At 50.6% G+C, this 15,591-nt stretch carries 12 protein-coding genes and 1 other RNA gene; 6 read left to right on the top strand and 7 right to left on the bottom strand.

The genetic code is table 11. The annotated features are described in order from the left end of the window. Positions 1-65 precede the first annotated feature (65 nt). From WJM45_RS07650 to WJM45_RS07620, 7 genes are all read right to left on the bottom strand, one after another. On the bottom strand, positions 66-404 hold the full coding sequence (locus WJM45_RS07650; protein ID WP_341328367.1) for a histidine triad nucleotide-binding protein: 339 nt from the start codon (positions 402-404) through the stop codon (positions 66-68). Between the two features lie 10 nt (positions 405-414). After that, entirely contained in the window at positions 415-1,011 is a 597-nt protein-coding gene (gene recR, locus WJM45_RS07645) for a recombination mediator RecR (protein ID WP_341328366.1), read from the bottom strand. A 1-nt stretch (position 1,012) separates the two neighbouring features. Beyond that, a complete protein-coding gene (locus WJM45_RS07640) occupies positions 1,013-1,336 on the bottom strand; it encodes a YbaB/EbfC family nucleoid-associated protein (RefSeq protein WP_341328365.1) in 324 nt (107 codons plus the stop codon). Then, a complete protein-coding gene (dnaX, locus tag WJM45_RS07635) occupies positions 1,333-2,961 on the bottom strand; it encodes a DNA polymerase III subunit gamma/tau (protein WP_341328364.1) in 1,629 nt (542 codons plus the stop codon). The genes WJM45_RS07640 and dnaX overlap by 4 nt, the downstream gene beginning before the upstream one ends. Positions 2,962-3,002: 41 nt before the next feature. Then, an RNA gene (gene ffs / locus WJM45_RS07630) (signal recognition particle sRNA small type) lies at positions 3,003-3,099 on the bottom strand. A gap of 784 nt (positions 3,100-3,883) precedes the next feature. Beyond that, positions 3,884-4,219 (bottom strand): hypothetical protein, encoded by a 336-nt coding sequence (locus WJM45_RS07625; protein ID WP_341328363.1) that lies wholly within the window; start codon positions 4,217-4,219, stop codon positions 3,884-3,886. 105 nt (positions 4,220-4,324) lie between these two features. Continuing rightward, entirely contained in the window at positions 4,325-5,668 is a 1,344-nt protein-coding gene (locus WJM45_RS07620) for an ATP-binding protein (RefSeq protein WP_341328362.1), read from the bottom strand. A gap of 861 nt (positions 5,669-6,529) precedes the next feature. Here WJM45_RS07620 and WJM45_RS07615 point away from each other — a divergent pair. From WJM45_RS07615 to WJM45_RS07590, 6 genes are all read left to right on the top strand, one after another. Further along, positions 6,530-7,177 carry a response regulator transcription factor gene (locus WJM45_RS07615; protein WP_341328361.1) on the top strand — a complete coding sequence of 216 codons (648 nt, stop codon included), beginning with the start codon at positions 6,530-6,532 and terminating at the stop codon, positions 7,175-7,177. A 332-nt stretch (positions 7,178-7,509) separates the two neighbouring features. Further along, positions 7,510-8,124 (top strand): TetR/AcrR family transcriptional regulator, encoded by a 615-nt coding sequence (locus WJM45_RS07610; protein WP_341328360.1) that lies wholly within the window; start codon positions 7,510-7,512, stop codon positions 8,122-8,124. Next, positions 8,111-9,388, top strand: coding sequence for a TolC family protein (locus WJM45_RS07605; RefSeq protein WP_341328359.1), 1,278 nt, complete (start codon positions 8,111-8,113; stop codon positions 9,386-9,388). Before WJM45_RS07610 ends, WJM45_RS07605 begins: the two co-directional genes overlap by 14 nt. Before the next feature lie 68 nt (positions 9,389-9,456). Next, positions 9,457-10,524, top strand: a complete 1,068-nt coding sequence (locus tag WJM45_RS07600; RefSeq protein WP_341328358.1) for an efflux RND transporter periplasmic adaptor subunit — start codon at positions 9,457-9,459, stop codon at positions 10,522-10,524. Positions 10,525-10,535: 11 nt separating this feature from the next. After that, complete coding sequence (locus tag WJM45_RS07595) at positions 10,536-13,586, top strand: efflux RND transporter permease subunit (RefSeq protein WP_341328357.1); 3,051 nt, start codon at positions 10,536-10,538, stop codon at positions 13,584-13,586. Between the two features lie 242 nt (positions 13,587-13,828). Continuing rightward, positions 13,829-15,586, top strand: a complete 1,758-nt coding sequence (locus WJM45_RS07590; RefSeq protein WP_341328356.1) for a DUF3300 domain-containing protein — start codon at positions 13,829-13,831, stop codon at positions 15,584-15,586. Positions 15,587-15,591 lie beyond the last annotated feature (5 nt).

The following is a 15,591-nucleotide window of genomic DNA, read 5'->3' as shown; positions in this document are numbered from 1 at the left end:
AAGTTTTTTCTTGCCGATCGAATTCTGACGACTTGGCATTATGCGAAGAGTTTATTGCGAACCCATCACCCCGGCGGCCAGCGCATCGAACGTCCGCCGAGCAAATGCAGATGAAGATGATAGACCGCTTGGCCGCCATGCTCGTTGCAGTTAATGACGGTCCGGTACCCGTCCTCGGACAAGCCTTCCTGAGCCGCCAACTTCGTTGCGGTCAGTAATAGATGACCGGCCAAGCCGGCATCGTTAAGCTCGTTCAACGTGGCAATATGAATTTTCGGAATGATCAAGATATGAACCGGCGCTTGCGGATGAATATCCCTGAACGCCAAGACTTTATCGTCTTCATAAACCGTATCCGGCTTGATCTCGCCGCTCACCATTTTGCAAAACAAACAATCTGTCATCGTAAGCTCCTCAAACTTGACGGCGTCCGTTAAACGCGTGCGATAACGTGCCGCTGTCGATATACTCCAATTCGCCGCCCATCGGCACGCCATGTGCAATACGCGTGGCTTTGACTTGATATTTCTTCGCCGTCTCGGCAATCAGATGTGCGGTCGCCTCGCCTTCGACGGTCGAATTGGTCGCTAAAATAATTTCGCCGACATCGCCTGCCGCCAATCTATTCTCCAGTAAATTCAATCCAATTTCTTCGGGACCGATGCCATCGAGCGGAGATAGGTGTCCATGCAACACAAAATAAACGCCCTTAAAAGTTGCTGCTTGCTCGACCGCCCAAACATCGGCCGGACTTTCAACAACGCAAACCATCGATGAATCGCGGGATTTATCGGCACACAGCCGACACAGCTTGTCCTCGGTCAAGGTTCTGCATTGTTCGCAATATGCGATTTTTTTGCTGGCCGATAATAACGTTTCAGCCAATCGTATAGCTCCATCCCTGTCTCGCTGTAACAAATAAAACGCCATTCGCTGCGCCGATTTAGGGCCGACACCGGGCAAGGCGCATAAATCCGAAATCAATTGCCCGAGCAATCCCTGCCTGATCATATCAGAACGGCATTTGAAAACCGGGAGGCATCGGAAAACCGGAAGTGAATGCGGACATTTTTTCTTCCTTCATTTTAGCAACTTTATGAACTGCATCATTAATTGCTGCCGCCACTAGATCTTCCAGCATATCCTTGTCGTCGCCGACCAACGAGTCATCGATGCTGACTTTTCTCACTTCCCGTTTACCGGTCATCACGACCGTTACCAGGCCACCGCCGGATTCGCCTTGTACTTGCATTAGCGCAAGTTCTTCCTGGGCTTTTTTCAATTCTTCCTGCACTTTTTGGGCTTGTTGCATTAATGAGCCTAGGGCATTTTTCATGTGTCTCTCCTGTCTTGTTGAGCGACCGGTTCTATCGTTCCGGGCAAAATTCTGGCGTCGAATCGTTCTTTAAGCGCATGTACCGTCTCGTCGTTTTCGATAGCCTCGACCGCCGAACGCTGCAAATCTTCTCGGTCTTTTTGTAATTGTACCGCCGGCGTATCGACTTCGGCTTTCTCGGTAATAATGTTGAGCTTGATCGGTTTGCCGCAAAAATCCTGCAGCGATTTTTGTAATTTCTCTACCGTTCGGGCGCCGCTTAATTGCTTATGCCCCGGGTCGAGCAGCAATGTACAGACTTTATCATCAATACTTTGCAACACACAATTATTCGCCAATTCGCGAGTCATTCCGCCGATCCTCATCGCGGCTATCATGTCGGCCCATTGGCTTGTATCCGGTCCGGACGGACCGGGCTCAAAAGCGTCCGTGGGTTTTATAGCGTGTTCGGCACCCTTGAGCAATGGAACGGATTTATTTGTAGGTTTTTTTGCCGGCTCGCTGTATGCCGGTTGCGGGACCGATGTAGTTGACGTCTGCAACGAGGAAGGCTTAAAGGCAAGCATTCTCAGCATGACCATTTCAAAACCGCTTTTAGGATCGGGAGCTAAATCCAAATCGCGCCGGCCGATCAATGCAATTTGATAATAAAGCTGAATATCCTCGGGGCTGAAAAGTTTAGCCAACTCGACAATCATATCCGCATCGAACTCGTGTTCGATAGAGTCGGGCACCGCTTGATAAAGCGCGATCCTATGCAGCGCTTGCAAAATTTGTTGCAATACATCGCCGAAGTCGGGAGTCAAATCGGCCATTTCGCCGATCACTTTAAGCATGTCCTGCGCATTGGCAGCAGCCAAGGCGGTCAGCAAATCGTTGACGGGATGTTGAGCAATGGTTCCAAGCATCAAACACACATCGTCGAGACCAACCTTGCCATTGCCATAAACAATCGCTTGGTCGAGCAAACTCAAACCGTCGCGCATACTCCCGTCGGCCGCGCGTGCCAGCAATCTGAGTGCCGCCGATTCCGATTCGATGCCTTCTTGCTGAAGAATAAATTCCATTTGCTTGAAGACTTGCTCCGGCAGCATTCTTTTCAAGTTGAACTGCAGGCAGCGGGATAGCACGGTCACCGGAATTTTATGCGGATCGGTAGTCGCCAGCAAAAACTTGACGTGCGGCGGGGGCTCTTCGAGCGTCTTCAATAAGGCGTTAAAGCTATGCCCCGACAGCATATGGACTTCATCGATCAAATAGACTTTGTAACGACCGCTATTCGGCGCATATTGCGCATTTTCGAGCAAATCTCGGGTATCTTCGACTTTGGTTCGGGAAGCGGCATCGACTTCGATTAAATCCAGAAAGCGGCCCTGGTCGAGTTGAATGCAGACATTACATTCGCCGCAAGGATTATGACCTTGAAGGTTTTCGCAGTTGATGGCCTTGGCGAGAATTCGAGCTATCGTGGTTTTACCCACGCCGCGCGTACCGGTGAATAAATAGGCATGATGTAGACGATCATGTTGCAATGCATTGATCAGCGATTTGACAACATGTTCTTGACCAACAATTTCGGAGAAATTATGAGGCCGCCATTTTCTGGCGAGAACCTGGTAAGTCATTACAGACTCGGAGAGAAGGTTACTTTAAGATTGGGCGGTAACCTTGCCAGCCGCATCCCGGCACACGAATCCGCTGCTACCGTTGCTCCCTTCCGGGCCTGGCGGGGTTTACAGCGTATCGTTGCGGGAGGACCGACACGGTTACCATAATTACTTAACAGCCTGATTGGCTGAGAACGGGCATTATCCTTGAATCATTCGTTTAATTCAACCGTAAATTTGAATTTATTTTACTTTGCTAAACTAAATCCAATGTACTTGTCTCGCCACCCTATCCCTTCATTAGGGCAAACGCATTAAACCACTATAGAAAATCAGATAGTTAAAATATTCCTTTTTCTTGGTTAACTATAGGATTTAAATAACGCTTTGTGTCGCTATCGCGACGCTTATGTGTAGTCGGTTCGCGGACCGACAACCGCGATACTGCTGCGAAACCCATCCCTGGGTTTCGCCCCGCGGGCCAGCTAAAGCTGTTCAAAATCGCTCCAGGCGATTTTGTCTTTGCTTGTCCAAAGAAAAGTATCCAAAAGACCAATCCGCCGGGAGCGGATTGGGACGCCAAAGGCGCACGAAGTGCGAGCGCCCGGATGGCGCGAGTCAGCAGACACCCGGAGGCCGCTGCATCCTGCGCGCTGACGATTTTGCCGAGGGTTTTCGGAAGGGCTATCCTTAGCCCTCCGAAAACGAGCGGCATCCCTGCCGCTCCCCTAACGGGCTATTCTCGGCAAAATCGCCAGTGCTCGGCGCGGCCTAACGGGGCCCGGGGAGGGGTACCATAAGTTAAACTGAATTGACTAAGCGTTCTAAGCAACAAGATAACATATTGATATATTAATTATTTTAATGCGTTTACCCTGATCCCTTCATCACATTCAATTATCGAAAAAGCATTATCGCCGAGAAGGTTAATGATTCAACCTTAGCGGTCTTTCAACAATTGCTCGATCAACTTCCTTTGTAAATCGATAATTTCATCTTTGGCCGCAATGGTTTTATCTTTTTCCAGCAACAATTCGTTCAGTAATTTTTCTTTTTCATTCATTTCGGGAACAGCATATTCTTTCCAATCGACCGGCTCACCCTCAACTGTCGAGGCAGGCGGTTCTTTTTTTAAAAAACCCGTAATATCGACCGGATTTTTATCCCAATTCATTTGCGGCTCTTTTTTAAGTCTCGAGTAAATCCCGCCGCTCCATTCCGGTTTATTGCCATTTTCAGTTAATTCATTAGGAAATGATAATTTAGGTTCGTTCATGGATACATCCCCGGAGAAACTTTAATTTAGCCAAAAAACTATAGAAATAGTTTAAAGAAGTTTAGCTAACAGTATAAATTATTAACTGAAAACCTCATATAAATTTTACGGCAAATAAACCCTCCAGCGCATGCCGCCCAAACTTTGGCTTTTATCGCCCAACAATTGCCCTCCCAACAAATCGATGATTTCATTAACCACCGCCATGCCTATCCCGTGCCCATCGGTATTTTGGTCGGCCCGGACGCCTCGTTTAAAAATATCGTTTAGATGATCTACAGGAATTCCCGGGCCGTCGTCTTCGATTTGCAATAAAAACGAAAAGCCGTCTTGTTTGATTTGATTTTTATTCAAAATACTAACCCTGACTTTTTTATCGCACCATTTACAAGCATTGTCGATTAAATTACCGGCGATCTCATAAAAATCCCCTTGTTCGCAATAAATCTTAAATTTATCAGGCTTTTTGATCTCAAAAACAATTGGCTTATCCGCATGTACTTTTTTCATTGACGCTATAATCTTATCAACTCCCATAGCAGCATCCATTGTGCCGGTTATCTTCTTTTCGCCCTTAGCCGCTGCCCGTTGCAGTTGATATTCCACGATTTCATCCATACGAGAAATCTGATCGTGTACAGTCTTTTTATCCAACACCGGCGAATCAATACTCCCCCTTAAAATAGCCAGCGGGGTCTTTAAGCTATGAGCCAAATCGGCCAACGTATTGCGATAACGTTCTAAATGTGCCCGCTCGCTGCTAATCAACGCATTAAGATTTCCAGCCAATCCTCGCAATTCAGTAGCATAACTACCGTCAAGAAGAGACTTTTCTCCTCGTTCGATCGACTCCAGGTCTCTTACGATCAAACGAAGCGGACTCAAGCCCCAGCGCAGGACTAAAAATTGAATCAAAATTAAAATCAAGCCCATCGCCAGCAACCAAGAACCTAATGCCGTTTTAAATCGATCGACTTGCTTAGCGACAAACATACTTTCCTCGGCTACGCTGAAAATATATTTTTGCTCCTTGCCTCGGTGATTTTCCCAAATCACTTTGTAATGCAATACATAACGACCCTGTTCGTCGAGCAAAAATACAAATTGACCAGAATCCATGTCCGGTGCTGAAGAGGCGGTCAAACCGATTGCCGAAGGGGAAAACCACACGACATCCGCATCGACCGGCTGTATCCAAGCATAAAGGCCGGACCCTGGATTCGAGAAGCGCGGCTCTCGTAACTCTTTGGGCATCTTGATTCGTCCGGCTCGAGTCAGCTCAGCAGCCGACAACAACGAGTAAACTTGAATTTTTAAGTTTTCCCGGAGCGTTTGCTCGGCGCTTTCTCGATAGCCTTGCTCCAAGACGATGGCAACCAATATAAAAAACGAGGCTAAGACGACGCCGGCGGAAACCAATAAACGAAAACTGAGCGATTTAGAATTCAAAGCAGACCACAGTAGCAAGTGACAGAAAGAAAGGTTTTATCCTAAGCATTGAATTAACTCATTGTTTTTCATGACCTTCATGGTAAAACGCATTTTGTAAGTTTTATTCTGACTATCAGGAAGCTGGAAGTTTCACCTCTGATCAAGAAAATAGTCGTTCGGGGCATATTATTTCCTGATTAGCAAGTTTCTTCAGCTAAAGCCCAAAGATCAGCATATCCCTAGCAGGTCGGGGTTCGCAAGACATGCGCGTCAAGCTAAAAACGGCCAACCCACATCACGCTCTTTCCCAAGCTCCAGCTTGGGAAAGACACACCGGAAGCTCCCCCTTCGGCTGCGCTCAGGGCAAGAGCTTCCTGAGACCGACACAACCTCCGCGCATTTTCAATCACCCCCGACTCGCTCGCTCGTTAAATCTTTCTTGATTATCGGGAAGCTAGAGCTTCCTGAACAGGTTACCCAAGCTGGAGCTTGGGTAACAGCATATTTTAGTTTTTGCGACTACGACTAACCCCAGCTCGGACACTTGGCTTCGGCAAGCTGAAGCATCTTGCTAATCAGGTATTATTTTGTATTTTGAGAAATCATTATCGACCCTATTCTCACTCTAAAGTCACATTCACAGATACTACCCTATACCTCTGTACACATGACTTGTTCCGATTGCCGACCACAGAGAAAGTAAAAATTAATCCATCGAATTGCATGAAGAAATCATAACTCGTACCTTATATTGTCATTCGCCGGTATAATCGAAACAAATTAATCCAAGCATCCAAGCCGATCGCAAGCCCTCCTAAACGCGAGAGCTATTACATAGGCAAATCTTATGCCGGCGATTAATTAAGGAATCAGGCAAAAGTGGCACATATTATTATTTTATCCGAAGCTCCAAATCAAGCCGAACGCTGGGCGAGCATCCTCAGTAAGGAACATAAAATCAAAATTTTGCATGATCTGAACAAAGTTTCTGAAAATACCGCTCACGCGGCTATCAACTTGGTCGTTATCGATGCGGAACTTCTCGATTCCAGTTTTTCCACGTTAGTTTCACTAGCGCAACTAAACCTTAAAGTGCTTGTCATAGGCCAAAATTGGTCCGACGACAATCAAATCGAAGCCTTGGCTTCCGGATGTTCCGGTTATTGCGAAATGGATACCGTCGACCAATTACTCCTGAAAGCTGCGAACCACCTATTGACAGGGGATATCTGGATACAAAGACATTTAATCCCTCGTTTAATCAATGCACTGTCAGAGTTAAGCGGAGACATAAGAAAAAATCGACATCACCGGCAGGATGTTGAAAATAAATTAACCCTGCTTTCTAAACGCGAATTAGATGTAGCCGAGCTTATCAAAACCGGCGAAAGCAACAAAGCAATCGCAGCCAAGCTCAACATATCCGAAAGAACGGTCAAAGCCCATTTAACCTCTATTTTCAATAAATTAGAAATACCGGACCGGCTACATCTAGCATTACTTCTAAAAGAAATAAGTTCGCCATAATAAACCGTAAAACCGCATAAGAAACTAGCCTTGCCTACTCATTGGCGTGGATATCGACGGTAAGAAATCATCACCGAGCAGAATCCTAAATTCGATAGTTTAACCATGAAGCACATGAAGTTCATGGAGCATTTCAAGAGAATACCTAAACATTCACGCTAACCTCTTGGGTGAGCGAAAGTTCCATACAAACGCATAACAAATTATTGAATTTACTCCTTATTCTTCATAATCTTCATGGTGAAATGCTTTTTGTAGAATAATAATAGCCTCTTTTAAAACTAAACTGTTTAGTTTAGTATTGTCCGATAAATCTATTCTTGAGCCTAATTATGTCATCGGAACCCTGTGAGCCTAAACGAGAAGCGATCATCGAAGGCGCGACCCGCATGTTTTTAAAACATGGCTTTCATCAAGTCAGCATGGACAAAATCGCCAAAGAAGCGCCGGTTTCTAAAGCGACTCTATATCAACATTTCGATAATAAAAACGCGCTTTTTTCCGCGGTCATTTTTGAATTGTGCCGATCCTTACTGGACACCATGGCCGAAATCACACCCGATTCGAACGACATCAAAAAAAATCTTCGTGAAATCGCCCAAGCATTTATCGATTTGATTTTTACCGAGGAGGCCCTGGCAATCTACCGGCTCGTAATCGCCGAATGCCGAGACTTTCCTGAACTTGGGCAAGTCGTATACGACAGCGCGCCTAAAATAGCACTAACTCAATTGGAGCATTATCTCCATAATTTGAAAACTAGCGGGCACATTGATATTCCCGATATTGAATTTGCGGCCGATGCATTTTTCAGCCTGCTCAAAGGCGATTTGCATTTTCAATGCTTGCTCGGCATCAGTGCACCACCCTCTCCCGAACAAAAGCGCCTCTTGGTCGACCAAGTTATTGCGCTTTACCTGCGAGGTGTTTTGAATGCGACCGATTAGCATTAAACAATACAGTGTATTGTTGGCAATATTGCCGGTTTTTTGCGTTCAAGCAGAAACACTAGAAGAAGCTTTCGAGCAGGCATTGAACCAAAACCACCTAATTAAATCGGCCAAGGCCGATACCGAGGCATCCGAACAACAACTGTACTCGGCCCAAAATCAACGCCTACCCTCGCTCAACATCAAAGGGGGCTATACTCAATTGAGCGAAACCCCCGCCGCGAAAACCGAGATTGAAGGCCAAGCAGCTCAATTTCCAATGTCGCAAGCCGGCAGCGGCCAAGCCGAAGTGATTGCATCGGTCCCCATTTTTACAAGCGGACGCATCAGCCATGGTATCGATGCAGCCGAAGCCGCCTTATCGGCGACACAACAAAATGAAGTCGCAACCGCATTGACGATTAAACTGCAGATCGCCGAAACTTTCCTGTCCGTATTACGCGCGCAAAGCGCACTGCAAGTAGCGAAAAGCCACGCCGAAACGCTGAAAGCTAACGCCACCGATGTCGAACGCTTACATAGCCAAGGCATGGTGTCGAAAAACGACCGACTGGCCGCCGAAGTCGAATACGCCAATGCCCGGCAACTCGTCGTGCAATACAGCAACCGGCTTGATATCGCCAAAGCGCAATACAACCGCTTACTGAATCGCCGACTCGACGACCCTGTCGAACTGGAAGAACGCTTTCCTAAACAGCCCGGCGGAGCACCGGACGAATTATCTGCCCAGGCGCTCGCCCAACGTCCTGAGCTTAACGCATTAAACAGCCAAATCACCGCCTTGCAAGAACAAGCCAGAAGCGTTCAAGCCGGCCTATTACCGCAAGTCGCGGTCAACGGCGGCTATCAATACCAGGAAAACCGTTACATGGCCTTCGAAGGCATGTGGATGGTCAATGTCGGCATGGAATGGAAACTCGACGGCGGCACCCATCACCAAAGCAAATCGCTCAATAGACAGGCGTTGGCACTGCAGGCACAGCGGGATGATATGGCCAGCATGATCGGACTTGAAGTCCGGCGCGCCTGGCTGGACATTCAGGAAACCGAAAAGCGTATAGAGGTCAGCCAACAAGCGATCGCTCAAGCCGATGAAAATTTGCGGGTCAACCGCGAACGCTATCGGCAGGGCTTGTCCACGCAGACCGAAGTGTTGAAAGCCGAAGAGCTCAGAATCACGACGCACAACAACTTCAATAATGCCCGTTACGATGCGGAGCTGGCGAAACTGAATTTGCGCCGTGCGCTCGGGATTTTGTAATCTGCTCAACGCCTCTCGGAATCATCGTCATCTTGACACTCTACCTATCTTTGCAAAGGAATCGTAACATGGGGAAATCCAAGCCCATCGGACATGCTGTTTTATTACTTGCTATAACCGCGCTAATCAGCGCCTGCGGCAATAACAACCGAGAGCCTGAACAAGAAATCGTCCGCACCGTGCGTATCGAAACGGTCAAGGTTACCGAGGCGCTAGCGCAACGCCGCTTCGTCGGCCGCGTGGACGCGTTAAAAACGGTCGACCTCTCGTTTCAAGTCGGCGGACGCCTGGCCGAATTGCCGGTACAACAAGGTACCGTGGTTGCCAAAGGCGGCTTGATTGCTGCGCTTGATCCGACCGATTTTCGCCTGAACGAACAAGAAGCCAAAACACAATACGCCTTCGCACGACTCGATGTCGATCGCAAACGCAATCTCGCGGCCTCGGATACGATACCGAAGGTCATGTTGGACGAAGCCGAGACCGCCTTTAAACTGCGCCAAGTCGCACTGGACAATGCCCGCCGCAATCTCTCCTATACCCGGATCGCCGCGCCATTCGATGCGCTGGTCACGCGCCGCCTGCTTGACATACACTCCCATGTCGCAACCCACCAAGCCGTGGTCCGAGTCCAGGACGTTAGCGCCTTGCATGTCAAGATCAATGTGCCGGAAGATCTCATCAGACTGATCGGCCTTGCCGATGCAATGAATATCGAGGCGGAGTTTCCGGGCCAGCCCGGTAAACGCCTGCCGCTACGCTATCTGGAACATGCCACCGAAGCCGATGCGGTCGCGCAGACCTACGAGGTGACACTGGAGCTGCAACGCACGAACGACATGACGATTTTACCGGGCATGACCGTCAGCGTCTCGGTCGGCAGCTCTTTGGTCAACGGCTCGACCGAAATCACGATCCCGCTCTCGGCAATCGATACCGACGAAGATGGCAAGACCCGGGTTTGGCTATTTGACCCGCAGAGCGAAACCGTCTCGCCGCAGATTATCGATATCGGAGCCGTCGCCGCCAGCCGCGTACCGGTATTATCAGGCTTGAGCGGCGGCGAACATATCGTCACCGCCGGCGGCCATTTGCTGCACGACGGCATGGCGGTACGCCGTTTTACCGGATTTTAAGGACCATCGCCATGTCTATCGATATCGCGCGCGCGGCCATCGAACGCCCGGTCAATACCTGGCTGATCATCCTGACTTGCCTGATCGGAGGCCTGTGGGGCCTGTCCACGGTCGGACGCCTCGAAGACCCGGCCTTTACCATCAAACAAGCCTTGGTCATCACGCCTTATCCGGGCGCGACGGCCGAAGAAGTCGAGCTGGAAGTCACCGAACCCTTGGAATCGGCGATTCAACAATTACCACAAATCAAGCATATCAAATCGAAATCCAAACCCGGCATTTCCGAAATCGAAGTTGAAATCAAGGATATCTACGACGGCCGTACGATGCCGCAGGTCTGGGACGAGCTGAGGCGCAAAGTCGGCGATGCTCAACAAACCTTGCCAAAAGGCGCGAATCCATCGACCGTCAACGACGACTTCGGCGATGTATTCGGAATTTTTTATGCGATCACCGCTCCCGGATTTTCCGACCGAGAAATTTTGGATCTGGCCAAATTTTTACGCCGCGAGCTGCTGACCGTGACCAATGTCGCCAAAGTCGAAACCGCCGGCATGCGCACCGAAACCATCTATGTTGAGGTATCGAATGCCAGGCTCGCGCGTTTCGGTCTGCCGATGGCTCAGGTCTTGAATACCATTTCCTCGGAAAACAGAATCGCCGATGCCGGTGCGGTCACGATCGATGACCGGCGCATCCGCATTACCACCGCCGCCGGCTTCGATTCGGTCTCCGCGATCGAAGCGCTGCGCATCGGCCGTCCCGGCAGCACGGAACAAATCAGCCTGATCGATCTGGCCGAAATCCGCCGCGAACCGACCGAAATACCGGATCATCTCGTGCATTTCAACGGCATGCCGGCCTTCACGCTGGCGATTTCGGGCGTCACCGACGCCAACATCGTCACGGTCGGCCAGGCGGTCGAGGCGCGCCTAGCCGAACTGGCGCCGCGTATCCCATTAGGGATCGAGATTCATCCGATTTACGAACAACACAAAGTCGTCGATCAATCGATCGATGATTTCATCGTCAATCTAATCGTATCGGTCTCGATCGTGATTTTGTCGCTGTGTTTGATGATGGGTTGGCGAGTCGGTTTGATCGTTGGCGCGACGCTGCTGCTGACCGTGCTCGGCACGGTGTTCTTGATGCGCGTTTTTCATATCGATATGGAGCGCATTTCGCTTGGCGCGTTGATTATCGCGATGGGCATGCTGGTCGATAATGCGATCGTGGTTGCCGAAGGCATGCTGATCAACATGCAGCACGGCATGAACGGCAAGGATGCCGCGACCGTATCGGTCAAACGCACCCAACTGCCGTTGCTCGGCGCGACCGTGATCGGAATCATGGCCTTTTCCGGCATCGGATTGTCGCCGGACGTCACTGGCGAATTTTTGTTTTCGCTATTCGCGGTGATCGCGATGTCGCTGCTGCTGAGCTGGGTTTTGGCGATCACGGTCACCCCGCTGTTCGGGCACTTGTTCTTGAAGGTCGAGCAAACCGGCGAAGACCCTTATCGCGCATGGATTTATCAAGCCTACCGAAAAATCCTAACCGGCACCTTAAAAGCCAGAACCTTGACCGCGTTGATTATGGTTCTGTTGACTGCGGCCTGCTTCGCCGGTTTCGGCATGGTCAAGCAAGCCTTTTTTCCCGACTCCAATACCCCGTTGTTCTATATTCACTATCAATTGCCGCAAGGCAGCGATATCCGCTCGACCGAGCGCGATATCGGCGAAATCGAGGCAATCATCCGCGCCAAACCGGACGTCGTTTCGGTGGCAAGCTTCATCGGGCGAGGCGCGAGCCGTTATATGCTGACTTACGCGCCGGAACAACCGAACAGCGCTTATGGACTATTGATTATCCGCACCGAAAACCTCGATCCCATTCCTGCCTTGGCCGCGGAATTGAAAAATGAACTGAGTGGCGCCTATCCCAATGCCGAAATCCGCACCGAACGACTGATGTTCGGTCCCGGAGGCGGCGCGAAGATAGAAGCGCGTTTTTCAGGTCCCGACTCCGCCGTGCTGCGCCAACTCGGCAAAGAAGCTTTGGATATCATGCGCGCCGACGGCAATCTCATCGATCTGCGCACGAACTGGCGGCAAAAAGAGCTAGTGATGAAGCCGGTCTACAACCCCGAACGCGCGCGCATCGCCGGCACCGGTTTGAGCGACTTGGCGCTGGCCTTGCAATTCGCCAGCACCGGCGTCCAGGCCGGCACTTACCGCGAGGACGACAAACAAATCCCCATCGTCGTTCGCCCGCCGGATGCCGAGCGGCGGGATGCCAAACAATTACGCGATCGCCTCGTTTGGAGTAATGCCGACCAATCCTATGTTCCGATCGCGCAAATCGCCGAGCGTTTCGAAACGGTCAGCGAGGATACCTTGATACACCGGCGCAACCGGGTGCGCACACTGACCGCTCAGGCCGACCCGCTACCGAAGTTGACCGCAGATCAAGCTTTCCGCGGCATCCGCGCGCAAATCGAAGCCATCCCGCTTCCGTCCGGTTATCGTTTCGAATGGGGCGGCGAATACGAAAGCTCGACCGACGCACAAAACGCGCTCAACGCTCAGATACCGGTCGGCTTCGTCGTCATGCTCATCATCAGTATTTTGTTGTTCGGCAAAGTGCGTCAGCCGCTGATCATCTGGCTAGTCGTGCCGATGTCGGTCTGCGGCGTCGTGATCGGCTTGCTGATTTCCAATCAGCCATTCAGCTTCATGGCCCTACTCGGTCTGTTGAGCTTGTCCGGCATGCTAATGAAAAATGCGATCGTACTGGTCGACGAAATCGACGCGCAAATCGACGAAGGCAAACACGGCCATGCCGCGATCGTCGACGCCGGCGTTAGCCGTCTTCGCCCGGTATTCCTAGCCGCCGGCACGACTATACTCGGCATGATCCCATTGTTAACCGACGCCTTCTTTGCCAGCATGGCAGTCACGATCATGGGCGGCCTAGCCTTCGCAACTGTGCTGACACTGATCGCCGTACCGGTGTTGTATGCGTTGTTTTTTGGGGTAAAAGCCGAAACAGCGGCGAAATAACTCTCTGCGGGACGGTTGCAGACTTCGAAAAAGGACAACGGCAACTTGAACGACGCCGGCTTTCCCTCACCTAGCGTTAGGTGAGGGACGACGAAGGCGTCGGTTGCGCTCCTTATTCAGCAGAGATTAAGCGTCAAATGTAACAATTACCCAAACGCGGGGAAATTGACCGACACCGACCTCCTTCGATCACTTACCTTCCCTGCCCAACCCGCCAAGGCCCAAGCCTGGAGGCATATACGATGAAAACGATTATCATGCTGCTTGTCGCGTTAATGTCTTACGTGCCGACCGCATCCGCTCAACAAGAGAATCCGGCTTTCAGCCAGGCCGAACTCGACCAAATGCTGGCGCCGATCGCATTATATCCGGACGTGCTATTATCGCAAATACTGGTGGCGGCCACCTACCCTTTAGAAGTCGTCGAAGCGGCCCGTTGGTCGGCAGCCAATCCGGGTCTCGAAGGCGAACAGGCTGTGACTGCCGTCGAACATCAAGCCTGGGACCCCAGCGTCAAAGCCTTGGTTGCATTTCCGGAAATCCTAAACCGAATGAATGAAGACTTGAATTGGACGCGAGCGCTCGGTGACGCGTTTTTATTTCAAGAAGCGCAAGTCATGGATAGCGTTCAGAACCTGCGGCAACGAGCCTATGAGGCAGGCAATCTCAATTCGACAAACAATGCGCGAGTCGTACGCGAAAATCAAGTTATCGTTATCGAACCTGCCAACCCTCAAGTCGTCTATGTGCCTTATTATAATCCACAGGTCGTTTACGGTTCATGGTGGTGGCCCGGTTACGCTCCTGTTTATTGGGGGCCGCCGCCCGGCATTCATTTGAATCTAGGTTTTAACTGGGGCTGGGGACGCGGCATCTTCGTATCGCCGGGATTTTTTTTCAGCAGTTTCGACTGGTATCGACGCCAGACCGTGGTTGTCCACCGCCGGCATAACTACTATCACAGGCCGCATTTCGTTTCAGGAAGACATATCCGTTACGCCGACTATCCTAGATGGCGGCATAATTCGAATCACCGCCGAGGCGTTGCCTATCGTCATGATTCGCTGCAGCGGCAATTCGGCACATCCAGACGTTCCGGTAACGGCTATGCCGATACCCGCCGAAATAAATTCGATCGCACCGATAACATAAACCGGCCTCAATTCGGGCGGCGCAGCCATGGCTGGAGCAGTTATGCAGCCACGCGAAATCATGACAGCCGAGCAACAGCCCAAAGCACCGGACGGAGAAATAACCGCTCCGACAACGACAGAGTGTCGACAAGAGAGCGCTGGCGCACTAATGGCACAAACCCGACTCCATCCGACCGGCGCAATCGAGATCGGAGCGGTTTTGCAAACACGCAAAGTCATGACGATCGAGCGAAGCCCCAAAGCACCGGACGAAGAAATAACCGCTCCGACACCGACAGAATGTCAACAAGAGAGCGTTGGCGCCAATCCAGCAATATTTCGCCAAACAGCTTAGCAAGCGAATCAAGTTCGCGCAATTCCGGCTCCAGCGCTCAAAGCGCTTCATCCGGCAATACCCGCAGGCAAAACAGTAGCTATAGTCGTGACAATGCGCGACGCCGGGAATCTTCTTCGCGGCGAACGACCTCCGATATCTCTTCAAACCGCGAAACCGGGAATTTTCCTACGCAACGACGCTCTAGCGCCCCTAACCGTGAAGCGAATCGAAACCAAGATTCCCGGCGTCAAATGTCTAGCGGGACAACGTTTCAAAATAGACGTGCCAGTTCATTCGGCCCATCGTCTCCAGCTGTTTCACCAGAACGTCAACGAACCCGCCCCCCCGGTAACGGACGCGTAACGAGATCCGAAAACCACCGTCCGTCTTTCTCAACGACTGTTAATCGCGATAGAAGCGGCGCATCGACAGGTGCGCGTTATCGATCCTCAAACAGTTACAATAGCCGCGGCGACTCAGGCAATTATTCCTCTGGCAGGTCGTCCAGGCGACGAGAATCATCGAATTAACTATT

This window comes from Methylotuvimicrobium sp. KM2 (genome assembly GCF_038051925.1).
Classification (GTDB): domain Bacteria; phylum Pseudomonadota; class Gammaproteobacteria; order Methylococcales; family Methylomonadaceae; genus Methylotuvimicrobium.
Note: the sequence above shows the minus strand (reverse complement) of the source record. Positions and strands in the feature narration are given on the sequence as shown.